16 protein-coding genes, 1 tRNA gene and 1 pseudogene are annotated in these 19,948 nt (G+C 65.9%); 12 read left to right on the forward strand and 6 right to left on the reverse strand.

The genetic code is table 11. From position 1 onward, the window contains the following. Nucleotides 1–186: 186 nt before the first annotated feature. Together ACW18C_RS12470 and ACW18C_RS12475 are read left to right on the forward strand one after the other, a co-directional pair. Nucleotides 187–262 (forward strand) — tRNA-Ile (locus tag ACW18C_RS12470). A gap of 291 nt (nt 263–553) precedes the next feature. Then, complete coding sequence (locus ACW18C_RS12475; RefSeq protein ID WP_492071184.1) at nt 554–2,326, forward strand: SIR2 family protein; 1,773 nt, start codon at nt 554–556, stop codon at nt 2,324–2,326. Between the two features lie 90 nt (nt 2,327–2,416). Here ACW18C_RS12475 and ACW18C_RS12480 read toward each other — a convergent pair whose 3' ends face one another. Next, nucleotides 2,417–6,034: a hypothetical protein gene (locus tag ACW18C_RS12480; protein ID WP_492071186.1), complete on the reverse strand. Its 3,618-nt coding sequence runs from the start codon at nt 6,032–6,034 to the stop codon at nt 2,417–2,419. A 189-nt stretch (nt 6,035–6,223) separates the two neighbouring features. On the opposite strand from ACW18C_RS12480, the gene ACW18C_RS12485 reads away from it, so the two are divergent. From ACW18C_RS12485 to ACW18C_RS12505, 5 genes are all read left to right on the forward strand, one after another. Next, nucleotides 6,224–7,165, forward strand: coding sequence for a TnsB C-terminal domain-containing protein (locus ACW18C_RS12485; RefSeq protein ID WP_492071188.1), 942 nt, complete (start codon nt 6,224–6,226; stop codon nt 7,163–7,165). Next, on the forward strand, nt 7,162–7,422 hold the full coding sequence (locus ACW18C_RS12490) for a hypothetical protein (protein ID WP_492071189.1): 261 nt from the start codon (nt 7,162–7,164) through the stop codon (nt 7,420–7,422). The genes ACW18C_RS12485 and ACW18C_RS12490 overlap by 4 nt, the downstream gene beginning before the upstream one ends. 258 nt (nt 7,423–7,680) lie before the next feature. After that, entirely contained in the window at nt 7,681–8,247 is a 567-nt protein-coding gene (locus tag ACW18C_RS12495) for a hypothetical protein (protein WP_492071190.1), read from the forward strand. A 72-nt stretch (nt 8,248–8,319) separates the two neighbouring features. Continuing rightward, on the forward strand, nt 8,320–9,300 hold the full coding sequence (locus ACW18C_RS12500; protein ID WP_492071191.1) for an HlyD family secretion protein: 981 nt from the start codon (nt 8,320–8,322) through the stop codon (nt 9,298–9,300). After that, nucleotides 9,255–10,556 carry a peptidase domain-containing ABC transporter gene (locus tag ACW18C_RS12505; RefSeq protein WP_492071192.1) on the forward strand — a complete coding sequence of 434 codons (1,302 nt, stop codon included), beginning with the start codon at nt 9,255–9,257 and terminating at the stop codon, nt 10,554–10,556. The genes ACW18C_RS12500 and ACW18C_RS12505 overlap by 46 nt, the downstream gene beginning before the upstream one ends. Nucleotides 10,557–10,703: 147 nt before the next feature. Here ACW18C_RS12505 and ACW18C_RS12510 read toward each other — a convergent pair whose 3' ends face one another. The 3 genes from ACW18C_RS12510 to ACW18C_RS12520 are packed head-to-tail and all read right to left on the reverse strand — an operon-like array spanning nt 10,704 to nt 15,210. After that, nucleotides 10,704–13,175, reverse strand: coding sequence for an ABC transporter permease (locus ACW18C_RS12510; RefSeq protein ID WP_492071194.1), 2,472 nt, complete (start codon nt 13,173–13,175; stop codon nt 10,704–10,706). A 10-nt stretch (nt 13,176–13,185) separates the two neighbouring features. Further along, complete coding sequence (locus ACW18C_RS12515; protein WP_492071195.1) at nt 13,186–13,869, reverse strand: ABC transporter ATP-binding protein; 684 nt, start codon at nt 13,867–13,869, stop codon at nt 13,186–13,188. A 27-nt stretch (nt 13,870–13,896) separates the two neighbouring features. Continuing rightward, nucleotides 13,897–15,210 (reverse strand): efflux RND transporter periplasmic adaptor subunit, encoded by a 1,314-nt coding sequence (locus ACW18C_RS12520; RefSeq protein ID WP_492071197.1) that lies wholly within the window; start codon nt 15,208–15,210, stop codon nt 13,897–13,899. 108 nt (nt 15,211–15,318) lie between these two features. Here ACW18C_RS12520 and ACW18C_RS12525 point away from each other — a divergent pair, with 108 nt between their 5' ends. From ACW18C_RS12525 to ACW18C_RS12540, 4 genes and pseudogenes are all read left to right on the forward strand, one after another. After that, the gene (locus tag ACW18C_RS12525) at nt 15,319–16,305 is read left to right on the forward strand and encodes a sigma-54-dependent transcriptional regulator (protein WP_492071199.1); all 987 of its coding nucleotides are present in this window, start codon (nt 15,319–15,321) and stop codon (nt 16,303–16,305) included. Continuing rightward, a pseudogene (locus ACW18C_RS12530) lies at nt 16,302–16,352 on the forward strand (hypothetical protein); the annotation flags it as partial. The gene ACW18C_RS12525 and the pseudogene ACW18C_RS12530, both read left to right, overlap by 4 nt. A gap of 30 nt (nt 16,353–16,382) precedes the next feature. Further along, complete coding sequence (locus ACW18C_RS12535; protein ID WP_492074024.1) at nt 16,383–16,595, forward strand: helix-turn-helix domain-containing protein; 213 nt, start codon at nt 16,383–16,385, stop codon at nt 16,593–16,595. Next, the gene (locus tag ACW18C_RS12540; RefSeq protein WP_492071200.1) at nt 16,585–17,832 is read left to right on the forward strand and encodes a sensor histidine kinase; all 1,248 of its coding nucleotides are present in this window, start codon (nt 16,585–16,587) and stop codon (nt 17,830–17,832) included. Before ACW18C_RS12535 ends, ACW18C_RS12540 begins: the two co-directional genes overlap by 11 nt. 160 nt (nt 17,833–17,992) lie before the next feature. Here ACW18C_RS12540 and ACW18C_RS12545 read toward each other — a convergent pair whose 3' ends face one another. Continuing rightward, a complete protein-coding gene (locus ACW18C_RS12545) occupies nt 17,993–18,382 on the reverse strand; it encodes a hypothetical protein (RefSeq protein WP_492071201.1) in 390 nt (129 codons plus the stop codon). Nucleotides 18,383–18,489: 107 nt separating this feature from the next. Between ACW18C_RS12545 and ACW18C_RS12550 the strand changes: the two genes are divergently transcribed. Further along, a complete protein-coding gene (locus ACW18C_RS12550) occupies nt 18,490–18,774 on the forward strand; it encodes a hypothetical protein (RefSeq protein ID WP_492074025.1) in 285 nt (94 codons plus the stop codon). Between the two features lie 33 nt (nt 18,775–18,807). On the opposite strand, the gene ACW18C_RS12555 is transcribed toward ACW18C_RS12550, so the two are convergent. Then, nucleotides 18,808–19,932, reverse strand: a complete 1,125-nt coding sequence (locus ACW18C_RS12555) for an ROK family transcriptional regulator (protein ID WP_492071202.1) — start codon at nt 19,930–19,932, stop codon at nt 18,808–18,810. Nucleotides 19,933–19,948 lie beyond the last annotated feature (16 nt).

The raw sequence follows: 19,948 nt of genomic DNA on the forward strand, positions 1-19,948 counted from the left end.
CCGCAACCTTGGCCTTTTACACCTGAACCAACGTCCGCGCCTCCCCGTCGGTTTCCGTTCATCTTCATGAATTCGCCGAAAACCGTCCGACGACCCCGCGCCCCTTGGCAAGCCGCGCCAACCCCTGCTAGGCGGTTCCTCCCGCCGCACCGCGCGCCAGGGACCGCCGGTCCCGTCGCGTCCTGGGGGCCTGTAGCTCAATGGTTAGAGCCGACCGCTCATAACGGTCTGGTTGGGGGTTCGAGTCCCTCCGGGCCTACCACCTTTTTGTCGGGACCACTTAAAAGTGGCTCAAAACCACTTAAGAGTGGCTCAGCACCTTAGGACACAGCGGCCGCTTGATCGTCCGGCGCTGACGCATAGTAGATGTTGGCAAGGTCTTCTCGAAGGCGAAGGTCGGGCCGATCAGTATGTCCATGCTTCAGCCAGTTCGGGCCGGAGACCTAGCTCATAGTCCCGCCACTGATGCACCGCCGCCTCGCGAAACGCTTCGGCCTCTGCTTCCCAGAACGAAGGTCATTTACCCCTGGCGATCCGCGGGCGATCATTCGCCATGATCGATTCTGCCACTGCGCTCGCTTTCTCGATGTTCGAAAACCGGGGCGTTTACGCCCTGATCCTGGGAAGCGGCGTCTCGCGCGGTGCCCGGATCCCGACCGGCTGGGAGATCACCCTGGATCTCGCCCGCCGGCTCGGACATCTCGAAGGGGTGGAGGATCAAGCCGACTGGGCGGGGTGGTATCAGGAGCGTTTCGGCAAGGCACCCGGCTATTCCGACCTGCTCGACGCCCTGGCGCAGACCCCGGGCGAACGCCGCGCCCTGCTACACAGCTACATCGAGCCGACCGACGAGGACCGGGAAGAAGGCCGCCGTCTACCGACCCCGGCCCATAAGGCCATCGCGCGCCTCGTCCGCGACGGCTACGTGCGCGTGATCGTGACCACCAATTTCGACCGCCTGATGGAGAGCGCGCTCCGGACGGAGGGCATCGAGCCCACTGTCATCCGGTCCGACGACGATCTGGCCGGCGCGGCACCCCTTCCCCATGCGCGTTGCTACATTCTCAAGGTCCACGGCGACTATCTGGACACCCGCCTGCGGAACACCGAAGGCGAACTGGCCAGCTACAGTCCGGCCCAGGACGCCCTGCTCGATCGCATCCTCGACGAGCACGGCCTTATCGTGTGCGGCTGGTCGTCAGACTGGGACGCAGCCCTTCGCGCCGCCATCACCCGCGCGCCGTCGCGCCGTTACCCGCTGTTCTGGGCCAGCCGCGCCGATCCCGGCCCGTCGGCCATGGACATCATCGCCCAGAGAGGCGGCAAGGTGGTGCGCATCGACGACGCGGACGGCTTCTTCGTCGGCCTGCAGCAGAAGCTGGAGGCGCAGGCGGCGCTTCAACGGCCGAACCCGCTGAGCGTCGAACTTCTTGTGGCCACGCTCAAGAAGCAGTTGGCGAAACCGGAACACCGCATCGCCCTGGGCGAGACGGTGGAACAGGAGGTGCGACGAGTGCGCAAGATGCTGGCCGGCGCCGCCTTCGCGATGAACGCGCAATTCACACCGGAAACGTTCAGGCAGCGGGTGTTCGCCTATCGGGCCCTGTGCGAACCCATGGTTCGAATGGCCTTCACGCTCGGACGGTGGGGCGACGGGCCGGAGTTCAACCTCGCCAGGGACCTGATGCTCTCGGTCTCAGAGCGACCGTCGGGCGGATATGCCCCCTTCCTCAACCTCTCCACCTTTCCCGCCGTCCTCAGCCTCTGGGCCTATTGCCTGGGCGCCGCCAAGGCCGAGCGTCCTGACGTCATCCTGCGCATGCTTCATGTCCCGATCCACAAGGAGCACCGTTCGACCTCCGAAAAGGCCGTCGAGTGTTTCGTTCCTGAGGTCTGGTCGGCCCAGGACGTGGCGCTCTGGCAGACCTTCGAGGGCATGGCGCGACATTACCTCCCGGCCTGCGACCTGTTGCACCCGATGTTTGCGGAATGGCTGACCGACGAGTTCCTGACGCCGAAGGCCTTCGACCTCGCCTGGGGCTGGGTCGAAATCCTGTCCGGGCTCGAGTTCACGGCGGCGCGCACCGATAAGGAAACCTTGCGGATGGTCCTGGCGAGGGCGGGGAACGGGCGAGGGTATCTGCCGAGTCCAATCGGCCGGATGACATATGACAGCGAAACCGGTCCACGCTTGTTCGACCGCCTTTCCGTCCCCTCCGTTCAGACGAGCCTCGCCGCAGCAGGTTTCGCGGACGGAGACGCCGAGTTCATCGGCGTCCTTCAAGAAAACCTGGCCGTCGTGGTGGATCAGGCAGGATGGCGCTGACGCGGTGAATACTCAAGGGCGCTGAGCGCGAGAGACGCCAGGCGCGGGTTGCTGCGGCGACCCGCTCTTCAGCCACGAGCCTGACGATCACTAGAACGTTCGTCGAGCTACGGCGAACCGTGTGTCCCGGAGAGCGGCCTTCATCGCGTCGTGATCCGTTCCGGGCCAGGTTTCAAGCAGGCGGACATCGCTTCGGCCGCCGACATGACAGATCGTCTGCGCGGCGACCGCGAGCGCGCGGTTCGAGGGAGCGTCCGGTAGCCAACGACTCAGGGCGCCGACGATGCCCTGCCGGGTCAGGCCTGCGCCGAGCGCCCGGTCCAGGGCGGACTCGATCGGAAATCCGCGCACGGTCCAATCTTCGAATGACTTCAGCAGGTCATCGACGGTCCGGTCGACATGGCTGTCCGTGATAAGTGGATCCAGCAGGCGGCGGCGGGTCGCAAACCAGCCGCGCTCGTCACAACAGTCTGCGAGCTGATTGATTTCATGCGGCTCAAGAAACTTCAGATAGGGCGCTATGCCGAGGATCTGATCCTCGCGGGTGACGCCGACGTTGTCGTTGGTGCGTATGCCCCAGGTCGAGGTGAACATGTCAAAGAGCGTCGTCGGATCATCATGGTGATCAACGATGGCGGCCACCCTGCGGTAGAGCTCGGGCGTGCCGACGTAGAGCGCGATCTGGATGAACCGCGGCGACCGGGCCAAAACCGGCCAATGCGACAGCAGCAGCCTTTGCGCGTCGGCCCGCGGCATGCGCAGGAAGACTTCAGCCAGCACGTATGGAACCTCTCCTTCCGGCAGGCCGAAAGCCTCGGGGCGCTCGCCGAGTTCCACGAGCAGGGCCTCGAACGCAGCGGCGAGCAGCGGCGACCAAGCGTAGCGCAAGGAGTAGAGCCAGCGTGAGCGGTCCGGCCCCTGCAGCCTTGAAACGAGCTCCGGGTGAGCGGAGACATCGCCCCGTTCCAACCGCTTGGAGAAGGCCCGGTCGGACAGGTCCTGATCATCCTGCAGCGCTCTCAGTATCGGCAAATCTCGAGAATCGCGGCTGGAACTCCACCAGTCGAACGCGGCGATGCGGCGAGCATGATCCGCGTCTGTGTCCCGCCACGCCGCAAGAAGGGCGGCGCGCGACTCCGCGCTCATCGGGGCCCATTCGGCGTCCGATTGATATCGCCAGTGCATCGAGCGGAGCCCGGATGTCGTATAGCTGTCGAGCGAACGGCGCCGCGCCTCCGCAAGCACATCGACGATGAACAACACGACCTTGGGGTCATCGACATCCTGCAGCATGTGCTGGATCGGCCAGTCGAGATCCGGCGACCGCGCGCGAGCGAAGAAATAATCCAGCGCGCCCATTGGCGGCAGGCGGTTGACGGCTAAGCGGACCTCATTGGACGCCAGATTATAGACCGTCGCGCCACGACGATCCGGTTCATACTGTTTGGGTGCCGGCAGGGTCGCCCACAGGCCGCACACCGGATCCAGATCGGCAGCTGCCTGCTCCGGCGTAGTACAGCGAGCGAAGGCCCACAGATAATCCCGCAGAAAGGCCATCCGGTCGCCGGCTTCGTCCCAGGCGCGGCTGAGGCACGGGCGCAGGCTGGGCGCGCCCGCGATCCCGGCCAGGATCAAGAGCCCGCGGCGTCGAGGACTTCCCGCTTCGCTCTGGTCAAGCGCGGTGGCCAGTGCAGCGACAAGGCCATCGCCCCAGGCATCGCAGGCGATTTCCCAAGCGCGGGGAAGCCAGCTCGCGGCGGCGTTGAGGCCCCAGCGCTCGCAGACCGCGACGCCGCCTTCGATGTCGCCGTTCTTCAGCTTGGCGAGCTGGGCTGCGGCATTGGGTTCTGGGAAGGCGTCGATGAGGGAGGGAATGTAGTCGCCCTGCGCTGGCTCGAGGGCGACCATGGCCTCCCATCGCAGGTGGCGCAAACCCGGCCCCCGGGCCTCCGGCCGGGACAACCACTCCGCCGCCGCGGCCGCAATGATCCCGGCCGAGGGATCGGACGATGCGCCGCCCATCCCGAGCGCCTGAAAAAGAGCGAGGGGATTAAGGTTCGTAATCCGCTCGATGAGGGACGAACGCGGCGGAATCAGCTGCAACAGGCCGGCCATGATCTCTGCATAGGCCGGCTCGGCGACGAGATCGTCATCGAGCTCGCCGGCCTCGAGCAGGGCGAGCGCTGCCCGGGCCAGCATCCAGGCGCGGACTCGGTCGTGCCGGAACCGCAAGGGCCCGTCCGCTGCGCCCTCGAGCCGGAGAAGATCGCCGGCGTCAATTAATCGTTCAAGAGACTGGACGACGTCCGGATCGAGCGACCACGCTAGCACCTTCGTCCATGAAGGGGTTAGGACGCGTCGCACCATCATCTCGCGGCCGAGCCGAAGGAAGGCGCGTGTGAGCGCGATCGCCCGGGTCGCCGATCCCCCGCAGGTCCGGTTGGCGGATTCCTCCACATACCGTCCGATCACCGCTGTCGGATCGGGCGTGTCCCAGTCCCGATTCAAGCCGATGAGGAGCGGATCGTCGCCCAGCGCCCGGGCGATCGCCCCCGCCCGGGCTTTGGACAGCGGCGCTCCGTCGACGCGCGCCGCGCGTTCGACCGCCTGCCGCCCCTCCGACTCGGTCAATGCTGGAGGACGAAACAGCGCCCCCTCGCGCTCACGCTCCAGCGCCGGGCTGGCCAGCGACAGAAGGTGCGGCCAGATGGGACAGAGGATGCGGACCCGGCCGCTCGACGCGCCGGGCGCGGTCTGCGCCGGAGCCGACCAGAGCATGAGTTTGTCAATCAGCCGACCGGGTTCGCGCGAACGGCTGACATCTTCGACCAGCACTAGGAGAGGGCGGTCCTCGCTCGCTAGGCCAAGAACGCTTTCCGTCGCAGAAAGGGAGGGTTCGATATCCTGGAGGGCGGCATGGAGCGCCTGTTCGAGCGACGCCGATCGCTCGACGTGTTCGTGGGCCAGCACCAGACCGAAGCCGCCGCCCGCCACATGCGCCGCCAACGCCCGATGGCAGGCGACCGTCTTGCCGAAACCGGAAGGGGCGACCACGAAGGCGAGGCGACGGGTGTCGACCAGCAGGGCCTCGTCAAGACGCCGCGCGACCCGTTTGGCCGGGTCGTCGCCCGCAGAGAACCGTCCGGCGCTGACTTCGGACAGGCTTGCAAGCAGGTCGGTCGACAACCGTTCCTGCGCGATTCCAAGCCGTTTGCGGCGTATCCATTGGCCGTTCGGGTCGGTGTCCAGCACCTGGGCGATACGGGCTCCGGACCAGAATTCCACGGCCAGCTTTCGTTCCGCCCCATAGGCGGTGACCTCTGACATCAGGTCCTCTTCGATCTCCCGGTTGGTCGTCAGGATCAAGAGCGCGCGCAGGGCCGGGTTACGGCACCGGCGCGCCGCCACGAGGTCGATCGTCTTGATCACGTCGCCCGGGGTCGGCGGCGTCTTTCCCGACCGCCGCCTGACGGTGGCCGGATCGGTCAGCCATTTGGACTTCTGGGCCACTGCGATCGTGTGATGGACGACGATCAGGTGATCAGGGTCGCCCGGGGCGTAGCAGACCCCGTCCACCGGGGATTTCTTGGTCTTGCCGGCCGAGTTCACACCCGGATGCGAAAGGCCTGCGCAGAGATCGTAAGGCAGATCGTGCTGCGATCGCTGGACCGGATGGGTGACTTCTCCCGAAGCGACGCCAGCCTCCAAAGGGCGCTAGCCGTCATCTGGGAAAGTAAACCGCGGCAGCTAGCGCATCATCAGCCGCCATCGGCATCAACCGTCCGCCGCTGGCTACGCCAGCGAGGCGCAGTCACCGATCGCCCACTCCGGGCCATGGTTTCCGCATCCGGACGTGTCTCTCGTAGGAACCGGTTGCCAGCCTCGGTCCGACGACGGATGCACGAGGCTGCTGCAGCGTACTGGTCAAATCTGAAGCTGAGCGTCGGCGATGCCTACGACGACCTGGTGGACCGCCTTCAACGGATCAACGACGCGATTGAAAGTCGATCGGGCGTCGGCGTCCCGGTGCCGTCGAGAGAGGCATTCCGAAAGCATCTTCGCAGCCTGGAGTGCTTTGAGACCGTCGCTGCACGTTACGGGAAAAAGGAAGCGAACAAGCGCTTCAAGGCCACTGGCGAGGGGCTGAATGCGCACCGCCCGCTGCTGCTGGCCACGATCGACCATACGCTTGCGGACATCCATATCGTCATGGATGCGGATCAATGGCGCTACGTCGGGCGGCCGTTTCTGACGCTGATCGTGGACGTTCATTCAAGATGCATCCTCGGGTGGGTTTTGAGCTTCGAACCGCCTTCGCTGTACTCGGTGATCGAGTGCATTAGGCGGGCCAATCGGCCTAAACCCAGGATGCGAAGTCTATTTCCAGACTGCCCGGAGCTCGCTGACATCTACGGTAAGTGCGACGAGATTGTTGTCGATAATGGCCTGGAGTTCATCGGCACGTCGTTCGAAAGCGGAATGACGGATCTTGGTGTCAGCATCCGCTGGGCGCCCATAAGAAGCCCGACCTACAAGGCCATCGTGGAGCGCTTCTTCTCCACGCTAAACTCCATGCTCCACAAGAAGCTGCCAGGCGGGACCTTCCCGCTGCAGAAGCTCAGGGAATGGGAGCTCGACCCCCAAAAATTCGCGGTCCTGACGCTTGAGCAGACGGAAGCACTCCTGGACCTCGCGATAGGAACTTATCATCAGGCCCTTCATCGATCCCTGAAGGATACGCCCGTCCGCACCTGGGTTCGGGGTGTGAACAGCGACACCGGCATAAATATCCTTGGTGACGACCGCCAACTCGACAAGTTGCTTTCCTCAAGCTGGTGATCTTTCAGTTCGTCCAGCAAGCCTATGTTGACGTCACGGACGCCAAATCGGTCGCCCCCGACGTTGATGCTTGGCGCAAGGTCGCCGAAGGCGGAGCCCGATATCCACTGCGCTACACGCTGCACGATCTGGAGCGCCAGTTCGCTGATCGGGGGGACCCAAGCGTCTTCATTTTCGACCCGTTCCCCTGCCGCAACGCTGCGGTGGCGCCTGACCGGCCCGTCGCGGCCTATGATTCAGCCTTCTTTGTCGATTAACTGAAGGCCTTGCTCGATACGCTCCAAATAGGCGTGGCACCTCGTGGGCAGTTTCCTCGGAGGCAGCGTGATTGTGCGATTCTCCGGCGAGAACCTGGAGCGTGTCGACAAGGCCGTGCTGGCCGCACCGGGCGGGTTCGGGCGAGAGACGCATCCAATGATGCGGTTTCCGGCGCTGCCGCTCGTCGGCGACTGGTTGGGCCGGCCGACCGTCTGGTCTCCGCCGCCTGAGGGCGGCCCAGCAGAAGTACGAACTCCATGTTGACCCTGCTTGCCACGCTGCTGCTTGCCCAGGCTTCCGCTCCGGCCCATGCCGCGCCCGCCTCATCCCCGTGTCAGTTGACGGCCGAGGAGCGTGCCGCCAACCGGACGCTGAGTTTTGCAGATTTCGATCAGAGAGGGACGACGCCCTCAACGGCCCGCGCCCTCGACGAACGCGGATGTGAAATCGAGGCGGCGCAGGCGACGGAAGACTATCTGCTCTTCGGGCCGCAGGTGACCGAGTATCAGCGGAACGTGCTCAGCTGGCACCTCGCCCAGTATCTTGCCAGCGCCGGGCGAGAGGCGGAGGCAGCTCACGTTGTCGCCACCACGCGACGCCTGCCGGTGGAAGAGCCCGACGGGTTCGACTGGAACACTTACATCGTCGGGACCTGGTCGTTTCTGGTCAAGGATCGCACTGGTCTGGACAATGCGGTGACGACGCTCGGCACCGCGCCTGGCGTCCGCAACAGCATGAACGCCAAGGTGCTGCGCCGGCTTCAGAAGTGCTTCGACCGTTCCTACAACGACGCCTACACCAGCGCCGACTGCGCGGTGGAGTGATCTCCCCCGATGACGACCTTGTTTCGCGGTGACGCCTCCCCGCGCCCAGGGCGTCTCGAAGGCGCCATAACCTTGCCTTTGCTGCCCGGGGCCGGAATTCTGGCCGCGGTCACCGCGGGGGCTTGCCTTCTCGGATTGATTTTTGTGAGCGTCGTCCGCCTCCCAGAGACCGAGGTCTTGGCCGGCGCCCTGACTCCGCAGGGCGGATTGGTCGAGGTCGTCGCACAGCAGGGTGGAGAGGTTGTCGAGCTTCGGCGCGAGGAAGGCGATACGGTCGTCGCCGGAGACGTCATCGCCGTCATGACCCTCTCGCCGCACCTGCCCGATGGAGATTCCGGCGTGATGGTGCGCGAGAGCTTTGCGCGAGAAGAGGCGGCCGCTCAGGCCGAGGCCCGGAACAGGCGAACGGCCTTGCTTCACGAGGCCGGCGGGCTCCGTGATCGCCGGTTGTCTATCGAACAGGAGCTCGCAGAGACCCGCAATCAGCTTCGGATTTCCACTGAACAATGGGAGCTTGCCCGGAGCGAGCTCGCCCGGTCCGAAGAACTCGCGGCGCGGGGCTATCTGACCCGACGGGACCTGGACGCGCGGCGGGTGTCGGCTCTTTCAGCCGAAGCCCGTCACAGCCAAATGCTCAATGTCGTCCACACCCTTGAGCGCGAGGCGTCGGAGACGGCATCGCGCATTTCAGCCATCCCCATCGAACTCGCCACCCTCGACGCGGAGACCAGCGGCCGGGCAGCGCAGTTCGCGCAGAGGCAGAGTGAGGCGGCGGCACACAATGGATACTTGGTCGTCGCCCCGATCAGCGGCAGAATCGTTTCCTCGCCCGTCGGCGAAGGTAACGCCGCGGAAGGCGGACAGACGGTCGCGGTCATCGTGCCGGAGGGCGCGCGCCTGGAGGCGGAAGTCTATCTGCCGCTTCGCGCCATGGGTCGTATCCAGGTGGGGCAACCGGTGCGGATCTCCTCGTCACCCAACTCGCCTATGGCCCCCTGCAGCAGCGAATGCAGGAACGGATCGCAGCGTATGCGAGCGAGCAGACCCATTTGATGGAAACGGTTCGCGCCGCCGCCACCATCAAGACCATGGGGCGCGAGGCCGAGCGGGTCTCCGATTGGCGCTCGCGCTATGCGGCGGCGATGAACAGCCTGGCGTCGATCGCCAAGTTCCATGCTGGTATCAACGCCTCCCAAACGCTGGTGAACGGCCTGCAGGTCGTGGCGGTCCTTGCCCTGGGCGCATCCATGGTTCTGGAAGACAGGATGTCGACTGGGATGCTGGTGGCCTTCCTGGCCTTCCGTCAGATCTTTTCCGACCGGACCACGACCTTCATAAATCAGCTGATCGAGTTTCGCCTTCTGGGACTCCATCTCGATCGCCTTGGGGATATCATCCAGACGCCGCCCGAAACTCCACCGATGGCGACGATCGCCACGTTCGAGGTTTCAGGGGCGCTTCGATTCGCAGAGGTCAGGTTTCGATACGGCGCCGCGGACCGCGACGTCCTCAAGGGCATCACCCTCGACGTGGAAGCCGGAGATTTCATCGCGATCAGCGGCGTGTCCGGCGGAGGAAAAACCACGCTGCTGAAACTCATGGTCGGTCTGCTGAAGCCTACCGATGGCGTCGTCGAGGTCGATTCGGTTCCGGCATCGCCGGAACGCTGGCGGCACTGGCGTACGCGTCTCGGCTTCGTGTCTCAGGATGATCGCCTCCTCGCGGGAACGATCGCCGAGAACGTCGCGTTCTTCGATCCAGAGCTGAGCATGTCGCGAGTTCGCGAAGTCATCGATCTTGTCGGGCTTCGTGGAGACATCGAGCGTATGCCGCTCCAATACCTCACCCGGGTCGGCGACATGGGCTCGACCCTGTCGAGTGGCCAGAAGCAGAGGATTTTCATGGCTCGCGCCCTTTATGGAAACCCCCAAGTTCTGGTGCTCGACGAAGGAACCGCGAACCTGGACGAGGCGTCGGAAGAGGTCATTACCACTCTGGTGAAATCCTTATCGATGACGCGAATAGTCGTCGCCCATCGTCCGGCGATGATCCAGGCAGCGACCCGAAGATTTCAGATCCACGATGGACGCCTGTTCAGGCTGAACCGGCGACGGAACGGTACGATCCTAATGTTCGGGATTATGCCGACGTGGCGGCAATCTGACCTTTCTCGACAACCGCTCCTACTGACTCAAAGCGGCGGTTGGGAAAGTCTGTTTTTCGCCGCAGCACTGGCCACACGCAGAACGCATGATGGGGCTTTCAGCTGTCCTGAAATCGCTCTCGGTGGTCGCTTTGTGAGCCACTGATCATCGGGTGTTACGGCCGTAGGGCGTCTCGTGCTCGTGCGCCGAGAGGACTTGGATGCGCGCGCCCTGTCGGTTCAGGAGGGGTTCCGGAAGGTCCGCTGTCCGTGCGGCACGGGCTGGACCCTCCGATGGTGTGCCGGGTCGCTCCTAGAGACTTCTCAAAGCCTTGGCCGGCTCGGATCGCGCTGTCGCTACGGCGTGACCCAGAACGGTCAGAACGGCGATAAGAACCGCCCCGACGACTGGCAGGATGAAGGCCAAAGGCGACAGGCCGACGCGATCGTCGAACCGCTCGAGCCAGCGGCTCATCAGCAGGAAGGCCAACGGACAGGCGATGACTGCGGCCACACCCACGGGCCTGAGGAACTCGCTGACCAGCAGACCCAGCACCTCGCTCGTGGAGGCGCCCAAGGTCTTGCGAATGCCGATCTCGCGCGTCCGTCGCGCCGTCACGAAGGCGGCCATGCCGTACAGACCGAGCGCGCCGATCAGGATGGCGACCCCCGCCCCGAGACCGAACAGGCGACTGCGCTGGTCCTCGGGCTTGTAGTACGGCTCCAGCATCTGAGCCACGGTCTTGGCCTCGAAGGGGACGGTCGGCGCAGCGAGGCTCCAGGCGCGTTTCATGGCGGCGCGAATGGCGATCGGATCGCCGTTGTAGCGCACGACGAGGACGCCTCCGGGGATGTCATCACTGCGGTATCGATAGAGGAGTGGCGGAATCTGGTCACGCGGTGACCGGAAACGGACATCGCGCACGATCCCGATCACCGTCATGGGCTCGCCGCCGAATCGCACGGTCTGGCCCACAGCCGAGGCCGCGCTGGAGAAGCCGAGTATCGGAAGGGCGCTTTCGCTCAGCATGACGTTATGGCCGATGGCGCCGGTTTCCGGGGAATCTCCGTCTTCGGCTCTGGAGTCGTCCAGCCTGTTCTCGGGATTGAACGGGCGTCCGGCGGCCAGGTTCACGCCATAGGTCTTGAAGTAGTCGGGGCCAATTTCCTCAATGACCACCGCCGGTTCCTCGCCGACATGACCCGGCCTGGAGACATTGGTCTGCGACACCGAACCGGTGGCGGGCGAACGGCTGGACACGGCGATGGAGACCACCCCGGGGATACGCCGGTATTGATCCAGCAGACCGGCGCGGCGACCGTCCAACTCCGATCCCCAGAACCGTTCCAGGATCAGGATGCCCTCGCGCCTAAAGCCGAGATCGGCGGTGCGCAGATGGTGGCTCTGGACCAGCATGACGAAGGTGCAGATGCTGAACACCAGGGCGACCGTGAACTGGACGACCACCAGGATGCTGCGAAGCTGCGATCCGGCGCGGCCGCCCCCAGGCGAGCGGGCCGAGGCCAGAACCCCGGCGGGCGCGAACCGCGAGAGGGCAAGGGCGGGCCAGGCTCCTGCGCCGACGCCGACGCCGACAATCAGGGCCGTGGCGGCGACCATCAGCACCACGCCGTCGACACCGAGATACTGGAGCTTCAGCGTCGTCCCGCCATAGGCGTTGACCACCGGCAGGATAAGTTCGGTCAGGGCCAGGCCGAACAGGGCGGCAGCGGACGCCAGGACGAGGGCCTCGACCAGGAACTGCAACGTCAGGACGCGTGACGTCGCCCCCAGCGCCTTGCGCACCGCCACCTCGCGCGCCCTCAGACCCGCCCGTGCGCTGGCCAGGTTGACATAGTTCAGGGCGGCGATGACCAGGGTCATCAGCCCCACGATTCCAAGCACCGCCACGTCGGTCGCATTGGCGGATCGTTCCGCATTCGGATCGCGCGCGTCGGCGAAATGAATGTCGGTGAGGCGCGTCAGGCTGTATTTGAGGGTCTCGTTGATCGGGGACGGCAGGGCGTCCGGCGGAATGCGCCGTGTCACGAAGTTCGCCAGATCGGCGCCGACCGCCCGGGCCTGGTCCGCATTGGGGATCCGGAAATAGGCCGAGGTGTTGAAACTGCCCCAGCGGTCGAAGGTGTTGGCGGCCTCGTCGATGTCGAAATCCGCCCGATTGATCGGGAACAGCATATTCAGGTCGAGCGAGCTGTCGGCCGGAAGATCCTTCATCACCGCCGTGACCCGATAGGCCCGCTCCTGGCCTCGCACCAGGCGGACGACCGATCGACCCAGGGCGGAACCCTCGGGGAACAGACGCTTGGCGACCGTCTGGCTCAGCACCACCGAGCCGGGGTCGTCCAGGGCGTGGGCCTTGTCGCCCTCAATCAGGGGCAGGTCGAACACCTTGAAGAAGTCGGTGTCGACAAGGGCCATGCTCTCTTCGATGATAGGCCCTCCCGCCCTGATCCTGGCTCCGCCGCCCATCACCCGTGTTGCGGCGGTGATCTGGGGATAGTCCTCCTTGATCAGGTCGACAGCGACGCTTTGGACATTGCCGGAAAAGCCCGGCTCTCCGCCGGGCCAGCGGGTGACGGCGCTGAGGCGATAGATCTGATCGGCGTTGGGCGTCCAGCGATCAAAGCCCATTTCGTAGCGGACGGTCAGCAACAGGATCAGGAAGACGGCGATCCCGACGGCCAGACCGCCGATATTGATCGCCGTATAGAGCCTGTGACGGCTCAGGGACCGGTAGAGCGTCTTCAGATAGTGGACGAACATGGCGCTCTCCTCAGGCCGCGCGACGGACGCCGGCGACGATGCGCCCGTCCAGCATGTCGACGATGCGACCGGCTTCATCGGCCTGGGCCGCGGAGTGGGTCACCATGACGATGGTGGCCCCCTCGGCGTTCAGACCCTTGAGAATTTCCATCACCTGGGCGCCGTTCTCGCTGTCGAGGTTGCCGGTCGGTTCATCGGCCAGGATCAGGTCGGGCTGGCCGACGATGGCCCGGGCGATGGCCGCGCGCTGCTGCTGACCCCCGGAGAGTTGATGCGGATAGTGGCCCGCCCTGTGCGCGATGCCGACCCGGTCCATGGCCGAGGCGATCCGGCTTTTCCGCTCCGGACCCGCCATCTTGCGGCGATAGATGAGGCCCAGTTCGATATTCTCGGCGACGGTCAGTTCGTCGATCAGGTTGAAGCTCTGGAAGATGAAGCCCAGGTGCCGCGCGCGAATGGCCGCCAGGGCCGCCTCCTCGGCCTGGGCCACATCCTCGTCCTTGAACAGATAGCGCCCGCCGGTCGGTTTATCGATCAGGCCGATAATGTTCAGGAGCGTGGACTTGCCGCAGCCCGAGGGGCCCATGACGGCGACGAACTCGCCCTTCTCGACGTTCAGTTCGATGTCGCGAAGCGCGGCGGTCTCGACCTCATCGGATCGATACAGACGCTGGATTCCGGCCAGAGTGATCATGAATGTTCCTTCGTCGAGGAGAAATCGTCAGCGGAGAACGAGGCGCGGTCGCGCGTCGAAAGCGGCGTAGGAGGAGGCGACAATGCGGTCGTTGGCGGCGAGGCCGTCGAGAACCTCGACCTGGGTCGGACTGCGCCGTCCCAGGCGGATGGCCCGCTTGGTCGCGCGGCGACCGTCGGCGTCGAGCACATAGACAAAGGCGCCGCCGGACCCTTCAAGCCAGGCGCCCGTCGGCAGGACGAGCGCTGGACGGCTCTCGCCGAGCGTGATGCGCAGATCTAGGGTTTGGCCTCGACGCAGGTTCGGCGGCGTCGTCCTCCGGAACACCAGTTCGGCGGTGAACCGGCCGTTGGCGACCTGCGGCAGAACCCGTGAAACCGTCAGGGGCCAGGTCTTGCCTTCAAGGGTTGCTGTCGCGCCCTGGCCTGCGCTGACGCGCGCGAGATAGAATTCGTCCACCTCGGCGACGAGCTTGTAGGCGTCTTCTGAATCGATCTGGCCGACCACGGCGCCCGCCGTCAGGGGTTGGCCGGGCTGGAGGTCAAACGCGGTCAGGCGACCGGCGACCGGCGCGCGAATGGTCAGGGCGTCCAAGCTGGCGCGGACGGCCGAGAGGTTGGATTGCAGTTGGTTGGATGAGGACAAGACGCCCTCGAGCTGGCGTTGCGCCAACTGGTTTTCGGACGGCTCGGCTCGCCTGAGGCTCTGCAGCCGGTTGCGATGGTAGTCGGCCAGAGCCTGCGACTCCAACAGACCGGCGTCGGAGACGATGCCCTTGGCGTGCAGGCTTGAGCGGATGCCCAGTTCGCGCTCGGCGTTGAGCAGATTGAACGCGGTTTCGCTGATCGCCTGTTCCCGATCCAACCGGCTGCGCGAAATCTGGAGCTGCTGGCCCCGGGCGTCGCCGAGTTGACCGGCGATCTGGGCCTCGCTCGCCGTCACCTCCATGCGCAGCCGCGGGTTGGACAGGATCGCCAGGGGCTGGCCGGCGGTCAGACGGGCGCCGTCCTCGACCTGCACGTTTTGGACCTGTCCCCCCTCGATCGCGACGATCTGGACCGTGCGCAGGGGCGCTGCGACGGCGCGGACGGGAAGGGCGTCCTCGAAGATCGCTTGCTGCGCCGTTGCGGTGACGAGGTCGGCCTCGTTCACCACCAGCTCGCCGCTTCCAGGCAGGGTGCGCCAGATCAGCACCGCGATCACGGTCACGAAGGCGGCCGCCGCTACGCCCATGACGACGCGGCCAGGCCTGAACCGCTTGCGAGGCAGGCGACGATCCATGGCGCCCGCCGGCGGCGTGGCGGAAGGCGGGGGATCGGAAGACGGGTCGGCCTGGCTCATGCAACAAAGCTTACCGTGCCGCGTGATATCGACCTAAAGCCCCGCTCGGCTTGATCTTTTCGTCGTCGCGATCTTACCTGTGTTCATTTTCGAACACCGAAAGTCCTTATGTCCGTCACCGCTGCACTCCCCAACGAAGCGACGGCTGGCCGGGTGCTCTTCATCGACGACGACGCTGACGTGTTGAAGGCGGGGACGCTCGTTCTCCGGCGTGCCGGGTTCGAGGTCGCGACGATCCAGCGGCCGGAGGACATCTGGGCGGCGTTGGCTGAAGCGCGTGTCGACGCAATCCTCCTTGACCTGAATTTCCGACCGGGGGCCCGGTCGGGCGAGGAGGGGCTGGACGCCCTGCGTCGGATCGTGGCGCTGGATCCGGATGCGGTCGTCCTTGTCGTCACAGGCCATAGCGGGGTCGGGATCGCCGTCGCGGCCATGCGCGCCGGGGCCGGCGATTTCATCATGAAACCCTGGAGCAACGCGCGGCTGACTACGGCCGTCACCGACGCCGTGGCCTTGAGACGCCGCCGGCGGGAGCAAGGGCGCGAGCCGCCCGCCGTCCCGTCGGACACGCTTATTATCGGCGCCTCTCCCGCAGCGGACCGACTGCGCGCCCGGGTCGGCAGGCTGGCCGGCACGGAAAGCCCGGTCCTGATCACAGGCGAGTCCGGCGCCGGAAAGACGCTCGCGGCTCAGGCGATCCACGCCGCCTCAACCCAGCGGGACCGGCCTTTCGTGTCGCTCGATCTCGCGGCGCTCTCGCCGGAGGAACAGATGGCGCGTGTTCAGGCGGTCGCCGAAGGCGTTCTGGTCCTCAAATCGGCCGAGGCGCTGGCCCCCCAGGTCTTCGGCCTTCTTGCCGGCGTGATCGAGGCCGCTTCGCCGGTCCGTACCCTCGCCACGACGACCCGGACGGAGGCGCTTTCACATTGGCCCGATCGCTTGAGGTTCGGTCTTGCCGGGACCCAGCTTCAGGTTCCGGCTTTACGCCTGCGACGTGGCGATATCCTCGAACTGACCCGACACTTCATTCGGCGGGCCGCTGCTGGGGCCGGCCGTCTTCCCCGACCGGTTCACCGGACGCCGAGGCCTGGCTGACCGGCGCCGACTGGCCGGGCAATGTTCGCGAACTCAGGGCGGTTGTCGAACAGGCGGTCTTCCTGGGAGAAGGCGATGTGCTCGACCTCTCAGATCTGAAGCCCTCCGGCGAGCCTGCGGCCTCGCCGCGCTTCGTCGAGCCGGGCGACGACCTCAATCTGGATCGTCAGGAACGCCGGCTGGTCGAGGCGGCGCTGAAGCGTCACGGATTCAACGTCAGCCACGCCGCCCGCGATCTGGGCCTGACCCGGGCCGCCCTTTATCGCCGGATGGAAAAGCATGGCCTCTAGCCAACGGTTCGGCGCGACCGTCGCCTTCCTCGGAGCCTTCGTCCTGGGGGTCGGTTTCTGGGCCGCTATTGATCGAAGCCTATGGGCGACGGCGGCGGCCTTGGGCGTGTTGGCGGTTCTGGCCTCTCTCCCCGCGCTTGGGCGTCTCGCCCGGGTCTGGTCCCCCACGGGCGGGGGCGCGGCCTCGGGAGTCGATCCTGATGATCGACGGTCCGCCGAGGCACAGCGCCGTTGGTTGGCTCATGTACTTGACCTTGTCCCCACCGCCCTGGTCAGCCGGTCCCCCGATGGTCGTCTCCTCGCCCTCAACCGGGCGTCTCGGACCCTGTTCGTCACGGATGGCCCGATCCTGAGCGTTTCCGATGAGCTGTCACGCGTGGCCGGCGGCCCGTTGATGGCTGACGCTACGCCGCTGATGCTTGGGCTGCCCCGCCCCCGGGCCTATGCGGCTTCGCTCGCCGACATCGTGCAGGAGGATGGCCCGGCGAGGTTGATCGCTCTCGCCGACATCGAAGAGCAACTCCGCGCGCGCGAGACCTCGACCTTCCGGGAGACGCTTGACGTCCTTTCTCACGAGATCATGAACTCCTTGACGCCAGTGACGTCCCTGGCCCAGAGCGCGCGATTGCTGCTCGCCGACGGCGACAGGGAGGGCGCCGGGGACGCGCTGGCCGTCCTTGAGCGCCGGTCCGCCGGCTTGCTTCGGTTCGTCGAATCCTATCGGGCGCTGGCCAGACTTCCGCTGCCGGTGCTGCGCCCGGTGGAGGTTGCGCCTTTGATGGCGGACGTCCAACGCCTGTTCGAGAGGCACGATGCAGGAGACGGCGTCACGCTGGAGCTGTCGCGGATGCCTGACGCGACCGTGCTGGCGGACCCAGACCTCCTGGTGCAGGCCATAATCAATCTCCTGCTTAACGCCGCGCAGGCGGTCGCTTCGAGCCCCGGCGCCGCCGAAGCGCCGCGCGTTCGTCTGTCGGTCGGCGTCGAAAAGGGCGTGGTTCGGTTCGAGGTGTCGGACAACGGCCCCGGCCTCGGCGGCCTGGACCCGGAGACCATCCTAAAACCCTTCTTCACCAGCCGGCCCAACGGCGCCGGCATCGGTCTCAGCCTCGTGTCTCAGATCATCGCCGGCCATAACAGCCGCCTTGATTTTGGACTGTCCGACATAGGCGCAACGGGGCTGCGGGTGAGCTTCTCACTGGGGCGCGCAATCCCGGGGCAGGGCAGTCGGGAGTAAGCGCGGCGAGACGAGTTGAATGTCCTCTTTATGAGGCTACAACAAAGACTGCTGATGGCGCAAAAGGGTGGTTCGGAATGACCGCTTTGCGGCCCCGCTTTGCTCGATTCACCCTCGCCGAAGCCGTCACGGTCTCTCGCGAGGTCGCGATTCCGCCCGGTCACTCCCAACCGCCGCCGAGCGCCAGGAACAGGTCGATCTGGCGGTCGATGAGGGTGGTTCGGGCTTTTGAAAGACTGACCTGGGCGTCGGCGTGACTGGCCTGAGCGTTCAGCACATCCAGGAAGGGCGTGCGGCCGAACTTTTGGAGAGTTTCGGCACCACCGACGGCCACGGCCGGGTCGCCGATTTGACCCTGGCCCAGATCAAGGCCCTGCGGCTCAGAGCCGGGGCGGGCGGACCCGATGCGCCCCCGACCGACGCGGCGCCCCCGACCTTTGCGGAAGCCATGCTGGCGGCGCGCGGCGGGGTCCTCGTCAATGTCGACGCCAAGGGAGAGGTCAACCTCCAGGCGGTCGAGGAGCTTGAACGCCTGGGTCTGGTCGATCACGCCCTGTTCAAAAGCGCCGCCCCGCCGGAGGACCGGGCGCTTCGCCAGGTGCTGGACGGTCGCGACCTGTTGTTCATGCCGATCCTGCCGAGGTCGATGGAACCTCCCTGGTCACCACGCCCGACCGCTATGCAAGACGGCTACCTGCTTTCGAGGTCACCTTCGATACCGAGGACTACTTCCGGCTCGGCGCACCGGGACTGCGGGCCCGCGGCGCGCGTGTCTGGGTCAATACTCTGGAGCCGCGCCACGCAGCCGGCCATGTGGATGCCGACGCCCTGATCGCGCCCGACGCCCATTGGGGCCGACTGATCGACCTGGGCGCCAATGTCATCCAGACCGACGAGCCCGGACGGCTCATCGACTACCTCAACGCGAGCGGTCGCCGCTGAACGACGGCTGACGGGCGCGGCCGGGGCTCAAGGTCAAAGGAAGAAGCCCTGCTGCAGGGACAGGACGGCGGCGCCGAGCGACACGGCGTCGCCGGGGGCTTCGGCCTCGATCACCACCGGAAGCGGTCTGGGGCGTTGACGGCGATCGGTTCCCGCGATGACGATGCGGTCGGCCAGGGCCCTGGCCAATGGCGGAGGGATACGCCCGCCCAGCACGATCGCCTCGCAATCCGCCACGGCGGAGATGGCCGTAGCCACGACGGAGAAGGCTGGTCCCGCCTCGTCGAGCCAAAGCGCTGCCCCGCGCCAGTTCATGTCGAACGCCTCGATCATGGCCGACACGGATCCAAGGGGTTCATCATGATCGCTGACGAGGGTGCGGAGCCGCTCCAGATTGGGATGAGGGATTCCCATCGCCTGCCATACGGCGGCGTATTCCCCCGCATTGCCGAAGGTTCCCCGGTGCGGTCGGCCGTTAAGCACCAGGCCGCCGCCGAATCCGTTGGTCACCTGCAGATAGGCGAAGGAGGCATGGCGTCGTCCTGCGCCGAGGTAGGCTTCTCCGACGCTGGCGACGTTGCCGTCGTTATCGACGCTGACCCTGACCCCAAGGGTGTCCTCCAGGACGGCCGCGATATCGACCAGGGCCCAGTCGTCGAGCAGGGCCGGCGGATTCATCAACGGCCCATCGCCGACGAAGAAGGCGGAAACCCCGACCCCTGCGGCGAAGATCCTGGCCGGATCGACGCGCGTCTCGACCAGCATCTCCTGACGATAGGCCGCCAACTGGGCCAGGACACGCGGCCGCGTCATGTCCGGCATGGCCCGGCTGCCTCGCCATAGCAGGCGACCGGCGAAATCGATCAGGTCCATCGACAGGGCGTCGCCGAGCAGGGACACGCCAAGGCCGAAGGCATAGTCCGGATTCAGGGTCAGGGCGGCGCTGGGATGTCCTCTTCCGTTCGCGGTCGCGGGGCCGAGCCGGATCAGGCCTTCGGCCGCGAGGCCTGTTACCAGGCGCGAAACCTGGGGCTGGGTCAGATCCATGGCGCGCGTGATTTCGGCTTGAGTCGCCCGGCCGCGCCTGTGGATCAGACCCAACAGGCGACGTTCGCTGTCGGTCGGGACGTGAAAGGTGTGCGGCGTCGGGATGTTCAAGACTCGGCCTCGCTTG

It is taken from the genome of Brevundimonas sp. FV1ye7S (assembly GCF_058680995.1).